Source organism: Rheinheimera sp. 1928-s (assembly GCF_029269265.1).
Classification (GTDB): Bacteria; Pseudomonadota; Gammaproteobacteria; order Enterobacterales; family Alteromonadaceae; genus Pararheinheimera.
Map to the genome: position 1 here is coordinate 301,048 of NZ_JARIXP010000005.1, position 15,872 is coordinate 316,919.

The window sequence follows — 15,872 nt, forward strand, 5'->3', positions numbered from 1 at the left end:
TGTTTATGTCACTTCAATGAGTTAGCAAAAAATTTGGACTTCTAAAACGATTCTGGAAAATGGGGTCAGATCACATTATTCGTTAACAATGTGATCTGACCCCATTTTTATCGGCCAGACCTTTTTACTTACTGAGAAGCAGCAGCTTCCACAGTCTCATAAATCAATATGGGCTGAGACTCGCCGCGGATCACTGTCTCGTCAATTACGACTTTGCTGACATGTTCCATAGAAGGCAAATCATACATGGTATCCAGCAACACGTTTTCGACGATAGAACGCAGACCACGGGCACCGGTTTTACGTTCCATGGCTTTTTGCGCTATGGCTTTGAGCGCATCTTCACGGAACTCCAGTTCTACATTTTCCATCTGGAATAATGCACCAAACTGTTTCACCAGAGCATTTTTCGGCTCACTTAAAATTTGCATTAATGCAGCTAAATCCAGCTCAGTTAAAGTCGCAACCACAGGCAGACGACCAATAAACTCTGGAATTAAACCATATTTAACTAAATCTTCAGGTTCGACATCTTTAAAGCTTTCGGTCAGAGTACGGCTTTGTGACGTTGCCCGCACTTCAGCACCAAAGCCTATACCTGAACCTTTAGCACAACGCTGTTCAATCACTTTATCCAGACCAGCAAAGGCGCCACCACAGATAAACAGAATCTTCGAGGTATCGACCTGTAAAAACTCTTGCTGTGGATGTTTACGTCCACCCTGAGGCGGAACTGAGGCCACAGTACCTTCAATCAGTTTCAGCAGTGCCTGCTGTACACCTTCCCCTGAAACGTCACGGGTAATAGATGGATTGTCAGACTTGCGTGAAATTTTGTCGATTTCATCGATATAGACAATGCCACGCTGGGCTTTTTCTACATCGTAATCACATTTCTGCAGTAACTTCTGAATGATGTTTTCAACATCTTCACCCACATAACCTGCTTCGGTTAGGGTGGTGGCATCGGCCATAGTAAATGGCACATCCAGTAAACGAGCTAAGGTTTCAGCCAATAAAGTTTTACCGCTACCTGTAGGGCCAATCAGCAGAATGTTACTTTTGCTCAGCTCAACATCTTGTTTATGCTGCATGCTGCGTAAACGTTTGTAGTGGTTGTAGACCGCCACCGCCAGAACTTTTTTCGCATGCTCCTGACCTATGACATAGTCATCCAGGTGGGCACGGATCTCTTTTGGCACCGGCAATTTATTGCTGTCGCGTTTTGGCGAAATATCTTTAATTTCTTCGCGAATAATATCGTTGCACAAATCAACACATTCATCACAGATATAGACCTGTGGGCCTGCAATCAGTTTGCGCACTTCATGTTGTGATTTGCCGCAAAAAGAGCAATACAACAACTTGCTGCTTTTCTCGCCATCAGAGCGATGATCAGACATGTAACTTCCTCTTCCACTACATAGGGATGGCCGGCTTCGCGCCCTTCACCACCCCTGAATTAAACTTACTTCGCATCCCTTTGAGTTAATATGGCATCGATTAGGCCATATTCCAAGGCTTGTTGTGCACTTAAGAAGTTATCACGCTCTGTATCTTTACAAACCTGTTCATACGTCTTGTCACAATGTTCTGCCATCAAACGGTTTAATTTCTCTTTGATAGACAGAATTTCACGGGCATGAATTTCAAAATCTGTGGCCTGGCCCTGGAAACCACCTAATGGCTGGTGGATCATCACACGGGCATTGGGTAAGCAGTAACGCTTACCTTTGGTACCACCAGATAATAAGAAAGCGCCCATGCTGCAGGCCTGACCGACGCACACTGTAGCGATATTTGGCTTGATGTACTTCATGGTGTCGTAAATCGACATACCCGCCGTGACAGAACCACCAGGTGAGTTGATGTAGATATAAATATCTTTTTCCGGGTTCTCAGATTCTAAAAATAACAGCTGAGCGACAATCAGATTGGCCATATGGTCTTCTACCTGGCCAGTTAAAAAAATCACCCGTTCTTTTAATAAACGTGAGTAAATATCAAAAGAGCGCTCACCCTTAGCAGTTTGTTCGATAACGATAGGAACTAAGGCATTCACTAACTCATTCATTCTTGGCTCAAATGCCATAATGCGATTTCCTTCATTGAAAAGAGGGCTGTGTTATAGAGCCTGCGTCATTGATGTTGCAGCACGCTGTCAAAAAATGCGGCTGCTTCAAGTACGACGGCTAAAAATGAAAATGGCCCGAACTATGATGTTCGAGCCATTAAAACTGCCTGACAAACAGATGTCAAATCTTAGTTTGCAGCTTGTGGATTCATGATCTCATCAAACTTGGCTTTTTCTTCTGTTACTTTGGCTTTGGTCAGAACCAGGTCAATGGCCTGCTCTTCTAAAGCGACATTGCGCATGCCTTGTAACAGTTCTTTGTTGCTGTTGTAGTACTGGATCACTTCTTGTGGATCTTCGTACGCAGAAGCCACAGTTTCAATCAGAGACTGAACACGGGCATCTTCAACTTGCAGGCTGTTTGTTTTGATCACTTCGCCCAATAACAGACCTACTTTCACGCGGTCTTTGGCTTGTTCAGTGAACAGAGCAGCTGGCAGTTCTGGTAATTGCTTTGGATCCAGGTTATTGCCAAAACGCTGTAACGCCTGACGACGTAATACTTCGATTTCGCTGTCGATCAAAGCTTGTGGCACTTCAACTTCGTGAGTGGCTAACAAACCTTTGATCACCTGATCTTTTACACGGGCTTTGATGCTGTTGTTCAGCTCGCGCTCCATGTTCTTTTTCACTTCAACTTTTAATGCATCAACAGTAGCTTCAGCTAAACCGAACAGCTTAGCAAACTCGTCGTTTACTTCTGGTAACTGCTGAGCTTCAACTGCTTTTACAGTCACAGCAAAGCTAGCTGCTTTGCCTTTTAAGTTTTCAGCATGGTATTCAGCAGGGAAAGTCACTTCAACAGTCACTTCTTCGCCAGCTTTTTTGCCGATGATGCCGTCTTCAAAGCCTGGGATCATACGACCCTGGCCTAATTCTAACGTGAAGTCAGAGGCTTTGCCGCCTTCAAATTCTTCACCATCGATAGAACCAACGAAGTCGATGATCACGCGATCACCAGAAGCTGCTGCAGCTTCAGTTGTTGCCCATGTTGCATGTTGCTTACGCAAAGTACCTAACATAGTTTCTAAGTCATCAGCAGTGATTTCAACTACTGGCTTAGTCACTTCAATTTTCTCCAGAGCGTTCAGTTGAACTTCCGGATACACTTCAAAAGTGGCTGCGAATTCTAAATCTTTGCCTTCAGCCAGTTGGCCTGGAGCGAAAGTTGGAGCGCCAGCAGGAGTTAATTTGTTCGCAATGATCGCCTGATAAAAATGGTTTTGCATCTGACGTGAAGCCACGTCTTGTAAAACAGACAGACCAAACATTTTTTTGATCATTGCAACAGGCGCTTTACCTGGACGGAAACCGTCAACACGGCGATTTTTCGCGATGTTTCTTAATTCTTTGTCAACTTCAGTGCTGATTGCAGCAGCTGGAACAGTAATGGTCAAACGGCGTTCTAAACCCTGTGTGGTTTCAACAGAAACTTGCATCTTGTTACCTCAAAATCAAATCGGGCGTCTGACTACGCCATCTCTTCGCTTGTCCGGCTTATGCCTTAGGGCGCACAATCCAGACCTGTTATATAGGACGCGGCATTATAGCGAGGGTTTTTCGCCGAGTCGAGCTTTTGATACAACATCAGATACGGCGCGGCTTAGAGGCCTAATTTCACTTCATTTTTTTGTTCAGCGCCGAAGTTTTAACAAGAGAAAACGGCAAAGGGCAAGCATCGCTTTTCTAATGATTTTTAGCGTTTTACTCTCGCCTTAGCCCCCTATTTTGTGTAGCAATAGCAAAGATAACAAAAACAACAGGACTTTTTATGCCCGATTTCAGCCTTTGGCCTTTGCTTGGCATCGCCGTCGTGATGCTTGGTTTCTTATTAAAGTTTAACCCTGTATTGGTGGTGACAGTGGCGGCTTTTGCTACTGGCATGGCCGTGAAGATGCCGATTTTGACCTGGCTGGAATCACTGGGCACAGCTTTTATAAAAACCCGTAACTTACCGCTTATTTTATTGTTGCCTCTGGCAGTGATTGGTCTTTTGGAGCGTCATGGCCTGCGCGAAAAAGCCCAGGGCTGGATCCAAAACATCAAAGCGGCGACTACAGGGCGTTTGTTGTTGGTCTATCTGGCATTAAGAGAGAGCACTGCAGCTGCGGGCCTGACCAGTTTAGGTGGCCACCCACAAGTGGTGCGGCCTTTACTTTCCCCTATGGCTGAAGCCGCCTTTGAGAAAAAACATTTAACCTTGCCGGACAAAATCAAATTCAAAATTCGCGCTATGTCAGCCGCGACTGACAATATAGGTCTGTTTTTTGGTGAAGATATTTTTGTCGCTTTTGGCGCCATTATTTTAATGCATACCTTTTTGCGTGAATCCGGTATTGAAACCGACCCGCTGCATATTGCGCTTTGGGGTATTCCAACAGCCATTGCTGCTTTTTTAATTCATGGTAGCCGTTTACTGAGATTTGACGCTTATCTGGCACGACAGCTTAAAGATAAACTGAAGCAAGCACCTCAACAGGAGCAGCGCCATGATTAGTATGACTCTGCTCTATTATGTTGCTGCTGTGCTGTTTTTTGCTGTGGCCTTTTTTAGCGCCAAAGATAAAAGATACAGCAGCGCTTTGTTCTGGTTCAGTTATGGTCTGATTTTCCTGCTGGGTGATTTTATGCCGCCCGCTCTGGTCGGCGCTTTGGTCGTGCTGATGGCTTTAGTCGCGGGTTTTGGCGGTGTCAAAGGTGGTGTTTATCAGACGCTGGAACTGCAACAACGACTGGATTCGGTGAAACGCCTTGGTAACAAGTTATTTATCCCGGCTTTGATGATCCCACTGCTAACGGTATTTTCTGTGTTGGTTTTGGTGCATATTCAAGGCGATGGCTGGTCTTTACTGGACCAAAAAAATGTCACTTTATCGGCTTTAGGTTTAGCGGCCTTTTTAGCCATACTGGCGGCTTTGTATCTGACGCGGGAAAAACCACAACAAGCCTTAAAAGAATCCTCACGTTTAATTGAAGCCATAGGCTGGGCCTTTTTGTTACCTCAGTTACTAGCCACTTTAGGTTTGTTATTTAATCAGGCCGGTGTCGGTGAAACCGTATCGCAGCTGACGACTTTGTATTTAAATTTAAACCATCCCCTGCTGGCTGTGGCTTGTTATGCCATTGGCATGGCCTTATTTACTATCATTATGGGCAACGCTTTTGCCGCATTCCCGGTGATCACTGCAGGTATAGGTATTCCGCTTTTAGTGATCCAGCACGGCGGCGATCCAGCCATAATGGCGGCTATCGGCATGTTTTGTGGCTACTGTGGCACCTTGCTCACCCCTATGGCGGCAAACTTTAATATAGTGCCGGCCGCACTTCTGGAGCTGCCGGATAAAAATGCCGTGATTAAAGCTCAGGCCCCCACAGCAGTGCTATTGCTTGGGGTGAATATTATCCTGATGTATGTCCTAATGTTCTAACGGAGCACAAATGCAGACTATTTTACTGACCGGCTTTGAGCCCTTTGGTGGCGAACAAAGCAATCCATCCTGGCAAGCAGTACAGCAACTGGATGGTTATCAACTGGACGATGAAGTACAGATTGTCAGCCGCCAACTCTCGTGCGTGTTTGAAAAAAGTCAGCAGGAATTGCACACTGCTATTGATGAATTGCAACCTGTATTGGTGTTGGCTGTGGGTCAGGCAGGTGGCCGTACTGAACTTTGTTTTGAGAAAGTCGCTATTAATTTTATTGATGCCCGTATTGCCGATAATGCCGGACGGCAGCCTGTGGGTACGCCTGTGGTCACTGATGGCCCTACGGCCTATTTCACCACCTTGCCGGTCAAAGCCATGGTCAACAGCCTGAAACAACAAGGCATCCCCGCGGCTGTGTCTTACACAGCTGGTACTTATGTCTGCAATACAGTGTTTTATGCGTTGATGCACCAGCTGAAAAACAACCCCAAAGTGCCGGCTGGGTTTTTACATATTCCTTATGCACCAGCACAGGCTATAGGCAAAGCAGTTGCTTCAATGCCAATAGAGATGGTGGTTCAGGCATTAAAAATCTGTTTGCCTGTGGCGATTTTAAGCACTGAAGATTTACAAATAGCGGCGGGCACACTCGACTAGACTCCCCCCTAAAGCTTGCCATTAGGAGCCTGCATGGTTAAAATTGCGGCGCTTTTTCTACAAATCTTTAGTCAAAAGCCTATCGGGACGACCCAATAGCGCATCAATACTCTGGGGACGACCCCAACTTCAAAAACTGGAATACCTTATGAACTGGTTATTGCTTGTTGTGGCTGGCTTATTGGAAGTCGGTTGGGCTGTGGGTTTGAAATACACTGAAGGTTTTACCAAGTTCTGGCCCTCTGTCTGGACTCTTGGCGCTATGCTGTTAAGCATTACTATGCTCGGACTTGCGATGCGGGATTTACCTGTAGGTACAGCTTATGCGGTCTGGACTGGTATTGGTGCTGTTGGCACAGTGATAGTCGGCATTTACCTGTTAGGCGACCCTGCTACGGCAGGACGTTTAATCAGTATTGGTTTGATACTGTTAGGTATTATTGGCTTAAAGCTAAGCTCTTAAATTGCAGTTATTAAATATAAGGGGGCACTGCTGTGCCCCGCTAAAAAGTTAGAGCGTTATATGCTGACGCACCCTTTCACCTAAACCCACACCAGCTTCTGACATCGTCAGGTAAGTGTGATCAGCGCCAGCGTCTAAAATCGCTGCTGCTTCATCTTTATGCATACTGTGCGATACGATTAAGCCGCTAAAGCCCGCTTGTCGCAGTTTTCTGGTGGCTATCACTTTGGCTTCCACATCATTTAAGCAAAGCACTACAGCTTTAATCCCAACCAGTTTTAAGCCTTGCCAAAACACCTGATCCTCTGCATCGGCAAACAGTACGTTATTACCTTTTTCCTGATGTTCCGCCACTTTAGATGGATCCGAATCCAGCGCGACCAAATGGCATTTGTGTTCAAGATATTCATAAGCAGCCGACCCTGTACGGCCCATGCCCATAATCAAGACTTCAGCCTCGCCCAGAGACACAGGTTGCTCATCCGGATGGTGAATATCCCGCTCGTACGGAATAAGCCGGTGCGCCAAACGTTCATACAAAGGGTGAGCAAAGCGGTTTAACGGGGCTGAAACCACAAAAGATAAAGCCACAGTTAAGGCCAATGGGATCAAAAATTGTGGCATCACACTGGCAGCTACAATCAAGGCAAATTCGCTGTAATTACTCAGGGCTAAACCTGACAAAAATGCACTACGAGCTCTTAATCTGAACAACACCAATAAGGCAAAAAACAGCACTGCTTTAAAAGGCAATAACACCGTCATCAAAGCGGCAAATAACCAGGCTTGCTGATCGGGTAACCCCCCTAAGCCAATTTTCAGGAAAAAACCCACCAGGAAAAACTCTTTTAAGCCCCATAAAGTTTTAGACAGCTCCCCTGCCCTGTTGTGGCCAGCCAGCAAAGCACCAAATACCAAAGCGCCTAACTCCGAGCTTAAACCTATGGCATGGAAACCTGAGCCGCCTATAACGACTGCCAGCAGCACACCAAATAAAATCTGTAAGTCATCATGACCTGTTAAATCCATCAGCTTATAAAGCAGAGGCCTTAACAGAGGTACCAGCAGTACCAGTAACGCAAAAGGGGAAGGCGTAATACCCTGAGTAAAACTCAAGAGTCCCATCGCAATTAAATCCTGCATAACCAGGATGCCGATGGCAACCCGGCCGTGAAAAGCCCGAATTTCCCTTTTGCCCTCCAGTACTTTAGCGGCCAGTACAGTGCTTGAGAACGCCAAAGCGGCTGCCAGCATCAAGGCGTAATACCAGTCGGGTTCAAAGGTCAGATAAATGATGGGGGTATAGAGCAAGACTGAGCTGGCAAAATGCGCCAGACTGCCGCCTAATACTTCGGGTTTACCTAAACTGCGGATATTGAGTTTTAAACCTACGGTAAACAGCAGTAACAATACGCCTAAGTGGGCGACATGGGCAATAATGGCATTGCCTTCTTTGGGTAGATCCAAATCTGTGGCGGTTGCAGTGATCATAAAGCCAGCCGCCAGATAACCAATCAATGGCGGCAAACCAATTAAGCGCACTAACAAACCCAAGCTAAAGGCAAAACCTATCCAAACCGCTTCTAACATAACATTCCTGTATTTAGTGTTTATTATTTGCCTTCATCAGGCTCTGAGTCATGGCTTTTATTTGCTTCTGTTTTTCGGGAGATCCAGTCTTTTGTGGTTCTGTGCACGCCACGACGCAATGCGCTGCTGGCGTTTTCCAGAGTATCGACTCCGGTAAGAACCCCTACGACCACGACAGACAACCAAATCGCGACCTGATAATGGCCTAGACCTGTAGCCACCCCGATGGCGGCAAGCACCCAGATAGTCGCAGCCGAAGTGACGCCAACCACTATGCCTTCACGAGTCAGCATTACTCCTGCGCCAAGAAAACCTATACCAGTCACCACCTGACCGATAATACGGCTTGGGTCTGTAACCACTTGTCCAACCAAACGGCTGGAGTCGACCACTGAATGCCCCAGCGGTAAAGACAAAGCAACAAATAAATAAGTCCCCATAGTGATCAGAATAGATGTTCGGATCCCTGCGGGTTTGCCGCGTAGCTGACGTTCCAGACCAACAATACTGCCCGCTAATAAGGTGACACCTATGGCTTGCCAGGATAATGGGCTGATATCAAACCAGGCTGGGTCCAGCATCATAATGCTCCCCCAACCAATGATTTTGCCGCGTTGCGCGCACGGGCAGCTTTCCACTCAGCTTCTGTCATAGGCACAGTTTCACCCAAACTGCAGGCTATCGCTTTACGCTGCTGAATATTAATGGCTATTTGTTGGTACTCTTCTGGCGTCTTTCGGCGCCAGTCGACTATTTCATCCATATGCCGGTAACAACCGACACAAATTTTTTCTTCATTGAGCCTGCAGCAGGCCACACAAGGAGATTCCACTTCAACTCCGGCTTTTTATTCTAACTCACTCCAGTGTAACCACTTTTTGATGCAGGCCAAAGTTTTACTCCAAACTAAGGCCATCAGTCGGATAAGTCTGGCTTTTAACCGCAGTTTTGCTGCAGAGACTTTACCCGGCTTTCGCTTTGTGGCAGCGTACGGGCAACCAACAAGAGGTCCACTGATGAAAAACTATAACTACAGTCTGATTGCCCTGGCTTTATGCTCCACTCTGGCCATAGCCGATGATAAAAAACCGCTCTGGAAAGTGGATAAACCACAAGGCAAATTTACCGACATCAATATTAATGTGCAGCAAGGCACCTGGATGAATGTCAGTGTCAGTCCTGACGGCAAAACCATTGCCTTTGATTTATTGGGCGATATTTATACGATGCCCATTGATGGTGGTAAGGCCAAAGTTTTAACTTCTGATATTGGCTGGCAAATGCAGCCGGTATTCAGTCCGGATGGCAAATACATTGCCTTTACCAGCGATCAGGGCGGTGGCGATAATATTTGGGTAATGAAAGCAGATGGCTCGGATCAAAAAGCCGTCACAGAAGAGACGTTCCGTTTATTAAACAGCCCGGCCTGGAGCCCGGATGGCGAATTTATCGTCGCCCGTAAACACTTTACCGCCAGCCGTTCTTTAGGTGCGGGCGAAGTATGGCAATACCATAAATCAGGTGGGGCTGGTGTGATGTTAACCGCCAAAGCCAATGATCAAAAAGACCTCGGAGAACCGGCCTTTTCACCTGACGGTAACTACATTTATTTTTCTCAGGATGATACGCCGGGCAAAACCTTCCATTACAGCAAAGACTCAGAACAAGGCATTTATGTTATTAAGCGTTTTGAGCGTGAAACCGGCAAAATTGATGTGCTGTTGCAAGGTGCTGGTGGCGCTATCCGCCCTACACCATCCCCTGATGGCAAATATTTAGCTTATATCCGCCGTGTCGATTTCCAAACCAGCTTATTTTTATACGATTTAGCAAGTGGCGAACACACGCAGCTGGATAACCAGCTTGACCGTGATATGCAGGAAACCTGGGCTATTCATGGCGTTTATCCAACCTTAAGCTGGACACCGGATAACAAGAAACTGGTGTATTGGGCCGGCGGTAAAATCAACAGTCTGGATATTGCCAGCAAAAGCAAAACCGTTATTCCGTTTTCTGTTGATCGCAGCAAAACCATACAAACTGCTGTTAAATTCAAACAGGATTTAGACAAAGATCAGCTGGACGTCAAAGTGCTGGGCAACCTGCATATGTCGCCTGATGGTAAAAAAGCTGTGTATTCGGCTTTAGGTCATTTGTATATCAAAGACTTAAAATCAGGTTCAGCCAAACGCCTGACCAACCAGAACGAACACTTTGAGTTTTACCCTCAATTCTCCCGTGATGGCAGCAAGCTGGTGTATGTCAGCTGGCATGACACAGAACAAGGTCGGGTCAAACTGCTGGATTTAGCTTCAGGTCAAAGCCGTGATTTAACCCCAGAACCCGGTAAATACGTTGAACCAACCTTCAGCCCTGACGGCCGCACTGTGGTGTACCGCAAATCCGGGGCAGGCTCTTTACTGGATAAAAAGTGGTCACTGAATACTGGTCTGTATCTGGCCAATGTCAGTGGCGCAGAGCAACCGAAACTTATCAGCCGCAATGGTTTTGCCCCTATGTTTGGCAAAGACAATAAAAGAGTTTTTGCACAGGATTATGGCGAATCGCCGACACTGCTCAGCATAGATTTAGCCACAGAGCAGCAGCGCACTTTATACACAGCCAAATACGGCACAGAATTTAAGCTGTCGCCTGATGGCAAGTACTTAGCTTTTGTTGATCGTTTTAAAGTGTACGTGACCCCTTTTACTGAGCGCGGCGCAGTCATCGATATCAGCGGCTCAGACAAGCAATTTCCGGTCAAACAGTTATCGGTTAAGGCAGGCACTGATATCAGCTGGACCTCTGACAGCAGCAGCTTGTACTGGCACTTAGGGCCAGAGTTGTACCACCACAGTATTGCCGGTTTGTTTGACGTCAACAGCAAAGTGAAAGTCGATGCCAAGAACGGCAGCAATATTGGCTTTACTGTGCCTATGGATAAACCACAAGGCCAAATTGCTTTTGTTGGTGGTCAAGTGATTACGATGGAAGGTGACACAGTCCTTCAAGATGCTGTGGTGCTGGTCGAAGGCAATAAAATCAAAGCTGTGGGCACTAAAGATCAGGTGAAAGTGCCAGCGGGTGCCGAAGTCATCGACATTAGCGGCAAAACTTTATTACCGGGCTTATTTGATGCTCACGCGCATGGCGCTCAGGGTGTGAATCAGCTGATCCCACAACAAAACTATGCCAACTACGCAAGCTTAGCTTTGGGTGTCACTTCTATTCACGACCCGTCGAATGATACTCAGGAAATATTCACCGCCAGCGAGATGCAAAAAGCCGGCATCACAGTGGGCCCGCGGATATTTTCCACTGGTACTATTTTGTATGGTGCTTATGGTGCAGGTTATACCTCGCATATTGACAGCCTGGACGATGCCAAATTCCATCTGGAACGGCTGAAAAAAGTCGGTGCTTTTTCAGTCAAAAGCTACAACCAGCCACGCCGTGATCAGCGCCAGCAGGTGATTGAAGCCGCTCGTGAACTTGAGATGATGGTGGTGCCTGAAGGTGGCTCTTTAATGCAACATAACCTGAGTATGGTGGTAGACGGTCATACCACGCTGGAGCACTCTTTGGCTGCTGCTGTGCTTTATGATGACGTGAAGCAACTGTGGCAACAAAGCAACACAGCCTATACCCCAACCTTAGTGGTGGCTTACGGCGGTATCTTTGGTGAAAACTACTGGTACGATAAAACCGACGTCTGGAAGCACCCACGCTTAAGCCAGTATGTGCCAGCTGATGAACTGCGTCCACGCAGCATGCGTCGCCCTAAAGCACCGGACCATCATTACAACCATATCTCGATCGCCAAAATGGCGAAAGAGTTGTCCGACTTAGGAGTGGTCACTAATATTGGCGCTCATGGCCAGCGTGAAAGTTTAGGTGCTCATTGGGAAATTTGGATGTTTGCTCAGGGGGGCATGAGCCCGCTTGAAGCTTTAAAAACTGCGACTATCAATCCCGCCAAAACCTTTGGCATGGACCACCAGTTAGGTTCCATCAAAGCAGGTAAACTGGCCGACTTGATTATCCTGGATGCCGATCCGCTGAAAAATATTCAGGACACAGACAAAGTGAAATACAGCATGGTCAACGGTCGTTTGTATGACGCAGAATCGATGAACCAAGTGTATCCGGAGAAAAAACAACGGGCCCCTTGGTTTTTTAGTCCAAAGGGCAAATAGCTTGTGAACTCATGCGTCGGAAATATGCCCCGGCCATCGCCAGAGGCAATGGCGTGATATCGGCGAAATGCCAAACTCTTGGCATTTCGAAAGCCCGATATCACCCTGCATTTCCGACGTACCGTACTTCCTGTACATGCGTCGAAAATATGCTCCCTGCATTTCCGACGTACCGTACTTCCTGTACATGCGTCGAAAATATGCTCCTGCATTTCCGACGTACCGTACTTCCTGTACATAAAACCGGCTCAGGCCGGTTTTTTCTTTAAACAAATTGTCCTGCTTAGTTTGCTTCTGTAATTTTGACTGCTAGGATCTGAACAGACATTCGCATTTAAGCCCATTTCTTTGTTTTTCCGAGGCTTTTCCTACTATGTATCCAGCTCTGATTTGGTGTTTATTGTCCGCTTTGCTGATGTTGCTGCCCTGCTCTTTATTGGCCTCCATGCAATTCTCATCTTTGGCGCATCAGCATCCGGATGCGCCTTTAATCAGTTACGACATCAAACAAGATCAGCAAGGCTATATCTGGTTTGCCAGTGAGCTGGATGGTCTGCAACGTTTTGATGGGTATGAATTGAGCCACAGGAAGATACTGACAGACACAGAACTTCAGTCCGTCATGGCCAATGTCAACCAGCTACTAGTCGACAGCCAGCAGCGACTTTGGGTTAGTACCTGGGGTCAGGGCGTGACCTTGTTGGACCAACAACTCAGTATCCGCATGCGTTATCACAGTAAAGCCAATCCGGCACAACAACTCCCTTCTGACAGAGCTCAGAGCTTTTTTGAAGATCAGCAACAAAGAATATGGATAGGTACAGTAGAAGGGCTACGTTATGTGCATGCGGCAGATCCCTCCAGCTTGCATCAGGTTCAACTCTTGCCTGATTTAAGGGTGTGGCAAGTGACGCAATCTGACGACGGTACTCTTTGGCTGGCTACCTCAAGAGGTTTGTACAGCTTGTCGGAAGATTTAACAGAGTTGCAGCACAAGCCATTACCTGCGCTGTCAGACGAAGATATCAGCCTGAATCCAGCCGAGATCCGTACCCTGGTGTTGGTGGAGCAAGGAATTTGGCTTGGTACTCAGCTTGGCTTATTTTTCTTTAGCTTTGAGCTGGGGCAAGTCACCTCACGGTACCCGGCTGAATTTGGCGTGATCAATACGTTGTTTCAACCAGAATCGGGCCAGCTTTGGGTGGGCAGCGGCGCAGGTTTGTTCAGAATAAACACCGGATTGGCGCAACCTCAGACGCCAGAACACTTTTTGCAAACCGCAGATATCCGTAAATTTTTTAAAGACCAAACCGGAGTAATTTGGGTAGCAAGCCGTAACAGAGGGGTCTTTAAAATGAACCCTTTGCCAGAGAATTTCAAGGCGGTCCCGCTGCCCCTTAAACCCGGCATGGCAGAAAAAACCTTGAGACGTATTTACAGTCAAACCATTATCGACGACAGGATATGGCTTGGGGTGGATCATGATCTGGTCAGTTACGATCTCAAACAACAACACTGGCAAACACACCGCTTACCCACCCGTCGCCCCCACAATCAAATTCAGGCCGTAACCCGGGATCATCAGGGGCAGTATTGGGTCGGTACTGATTTGGGGTTGTTTGTATCAGTTGCACCGGAACAAGAATTCAGTCAACACGCTTTACCTGATGCCATCAGGCAGCTTGCCGGTATCACTTCAGTTGCAGCAGACGCTGATGGTTCGTTATGGCTTGGCATTTGGGAAAAAGGCCTGGTGAAGTGGCCACAACAAAACCCACAAGGACAACTCGAACACTACAGTATCACGTCACAACCAGGCGACGCCGTCATCAGCATTATCAGCGATACCTCAGATAGCATCTGGATGGTGAGTCGCTTCAGCGGGTTGTACAGCTTAGAGCGCAACACAGGAATGATCACGCGCTACCATAGCGGAGCCAACAGCCTGATACAGCTGCCGAGCGACGTTCTGCTTTGCCTTGAGAAACTCAATGAATACCAGTTATGGGTTTGCACCAACCAGGGGTTGTTTTTTATGGACTTAAAACAAAACCATAGTGAACTTTATCAGGTGGCTCAAGGACTGCCGGACAACAGAGTGGTGGCCATCAATGCACAGGAGCCAGGTTCAGTCTGGGTCAGTACCAAAAGAGGTCTGGCTGAACTGAATTTAACCAGTAAAACCTTCAGGCGTTTTGCTGAAAAAGCCAATATCAATGCGTTGTTACTGGAAACCAGGGCCTTGAACCGCACTGCTTCAGGCCAATTCTGGTTAGGTACTGCAGCGGGTTTGTATCAATTTACGCCGAGTCTGATGCAGGATTACAAATTTAACGCCCCTATGGTGATCAGCAAACTCAAAGCCGATCAAAAACAGTGGCTGGACCCGCAAAGCTCTGCACAGGAACCGCTGGAATTACCAGCTCAGACTAAAGAGATCAGCATTCACTTCAGTTTTCTGGAGTATTTTTTCACCGATGGCCACCAGTATCAGTACAGATTCTCCGGCTCAGACCCCGAGTGGAATTACATAGGTCACCAGCATCAGGTCAGCTTCAACAGGTTACCGCCTGGTCGTTACAGCTTTGAAGTACGAAACAGTTTAGAGCATTCAGAGCAAAGTACTGCAAGACTGAATTTTGTGATCCCAGCACCTTTATGGCAGGACAAGCGCCTCTGGTTATTTGTTTGTCTGGTTGGTTTGTTAATGCTCTGGCTGGTGTGGCAAGTACGGACCCGTAATCTGCATCAACAAAACTCCAGGCTCAACGAGCTTGTAAGCCAGCGAACTAAAGATTTGGAGCAAGCTAACTTAGCGCTAAACCAACAGGCCCGTACCGACTTTCTAACAAAGCTGCCCAACCGGCTGGCGTTTTCTGAACAGTTTGAATTACTGCAACGCCAGGCCATACGGCAAAAATCGCCTTTTACTTTAGTGTTGTTGGATATTGACCATTTTAAAGCCATTAATGATACCTATGGCCATGATGCAGGCGATGTGGTTTTGGCAAAAGTGGCGCAAAGTTTAACTCAACGTTTGCGTCAGCGGGATGTGCTGGCACGCTGGGGGGGTGAAGAGTTTATTTTATTGTTGCCAGAAACCTCAGCAGAAGGTGCCCTGATAGTCTGCGAAGAGCTACGTCAAAGCCTGATGCAAATGAACATTTTGTATGATGAACAGCAGATTTCGGTCACAGCAACTCTGGGTTTAGCTCAACTGGATGACTTGCAACTGGAGCTGATCCGCTGGCAATCCGCCGCGGATCTGGCCTTGTATCAAGGCAAAAGAACAGGTCGCAATAAAGTAGTGCTGTATCAGACTGGCGCAGAGCCAGGTTAACTAAGCTAAATAATCGAAAGAAAGTGGTCATATTTAGCCATATTCAGTCGAAGCCATAACTTCTAT

Annotated in this window: 12 protein-coding genes; 6 read left to right on the forward strand and 6 right to left on the reverse strand. The window is 47.0% G+C overall.

Annotated features, from left to right (window positions below):
• Positions 1 to 128: 128 nt before the first annotated feature.
• From clpX to tig, 3 genes are all read right to left on the reverse strand, one after another.
• Complete coding sequence (gene clpX / locus P3C17_RS14370; protein WP_233010158.1) at positions 129 to 1,403, reverse strand: ATP-dependent protease ATP-binding subunit ClpX; 1,275 nt, start codon at positions 1,401 to 1,403, stop codon at positions 129 to 131.
• 65 nt (positions 1,404 to 1,468) lie between these two features.
• Entirely contained in the window at positions 1,469 to 2,092 is a 624-nt protein-coding gene (gene clpP, locus P3C17_RS14375; protein ID WP_301331808.1) for an ATP-dependent Clp endopeptidase proteolytic subunit ClpP, read from the reverse strand.
• Between the two features lie 170 nt (positions 2,093 to 2,262).
• On the reverse strand, positions 2,263 to 3,573 hold the full coding sequence (tig, locus tag P3C17_RS14380) for a trigger factor (protein WP_300930084.1): 1,311 nt from the start codon (positions 3,571 to 3,573) through the stop codon (positions 2,263 to 2,265).
• 332 nt (positions 3,574 to 3,905) lie between these two features.
• Between tig and P3C17_RS14385 the strand changes: the two genes are divergently transcribed.
• The 4 genes from P3C17_RS14385 (at position 3,906) to sugE (ending at position 6,680) form a co-directional block, all read left to right on the forward strand.
• Positions 3,906 to 4,631 carry a DUF969 domain-containing protein gene (locus P3C17_RS14385; protein ID WP_300930085.1) on the forward strand — a complete coding sequence of 242 codons (726 nt, stop codon included), beginning with the start codon at positions 3,906 to 3,908 and terminating at the stop codon, positions 4,629 to 4,631.
• Positions 4,624 to 5,562, forward strand: coding sequence for a DUF979 domain-containing protein (locus P3C17_RS14390; RefSeq protein ID WP_300930086.1), 939 nt, complete (start codon positions 4,624 to 4,626; stop codon positions 5,560 to 5,562). The genes P3C17_RS14385 and P3C17_RS14390 overlap by 8 nt, the downstream gene beginning before the upstream one ends.
• A 10-nt stretch (positions 5,563 to 5,572) precedes the next feature.
• The gene (gene pcp, locus P3C17_RS14395) at positions 5,573 to 6,217 is read left to right on the forward strand and encodes a pyroglutamyl-peptidase I (protein ID WP_300930087.1); all 645 of its coding nucleotides are present in this window, start codon (positions 5,573 to 5,575) and stop codon (positions 6,215 to 6,217) included.
• 148 nt (positions 6,218 to 6,365) lie between these two features.
• Entirely contained in the window at positions 6,366 to 6,680 is a 315-nt protein-coding gene (gene sugE, locus P3C17_RS14400) for a quaternary ammonium compound efflux SMR transporter SugE (RefSeq protein ID WP_053423655.1), read from the forward strand.
• Between the two features lie 48 nt (positions 6,681 to 6,728).
• On the opposite strand, the gene P3C17_RS14405 is transcribed toward sugE, so the two are convergent.
• From P3C17_RS14405 to P3C17_RS14415, 3 genes are read right to left on the reverse strand one after another with little or no spacing between them, the layout of a single operon-like run.
• Positions 6,729 to 8,270, reverse strand: coding sequence for a cation:proton antiporter family protein (locus P3C17_RS14405; RefSeq protein WP_300930088.1), 1,542 nt, complete (start codon positions 8,268 to 8,270; stop codon positions 6,729 to 6,731).
• A gap of 23 nt (positions 8,271 to 8,293) precedes the next feature.
• Positions 8,294 to 8,854, reverse strand: coding sequence for an MgtC/SapB family protein (locus P3C17_RS14410; protein ID WP_233078404.1), 561 nt, complete (start codon positions 8,852 to 8,854; stop codon positions 8,294 to 8,296).
• The gene (locus P3C17_RS14415) at positions 8,851 to 9,102 is read right to left on the reverse strand and encodes a DUF1289 domain-containing protein (RefSeq protein ID WP_300930089.1); all 252 of its coding nucleotides are present in this window, start codon (positions 9,100 to 9,102) and stop codon (positions 8,851 to 8,853) included. Before P3C17_RS14415 ends, P3C17_RS14410 begins: the two co-directional genes overlap by 4 nt.
• Before the next feature lie 184 nt (positions 9,103 to 9,286).
• Between P3C17_RS14415 and P3C17_RS14420 the strand changes: the two genes are divergently transcribed.
• Both P3C17_RS14420 and P3C17_RS14425 read left to right on the forward strand, forming a co-directional pair.
• Positions 9,287 to 12,466 (forward strand): amidohydrolase family protein, encoded by a 3,180-nt coding sequence (locus tag P3C17_RS14420; RefSeq protein ID WP_300930090.1) that lies wholly within the window; start codon positions 9,287 to 9,289, stop codon positions 12,464 to 12,466.
• Between the two features lie 373 nt (positions 12,467 to 12,839).
• On the forward strand, positions 12,840 to 15,806 hold the full coding sequence (locus tag P3C17_RS14425) for a ligand-binding sensor domain-containing diguanylate cyclase (protein WP_300930091.1): 2,967 nt from the start codon (positions 12,840 to 12,842) through the stop codon (positions 15,804 to 15,806).
• Positions 15,807 to 15,872: the final 66 nt, after the last annotated feature.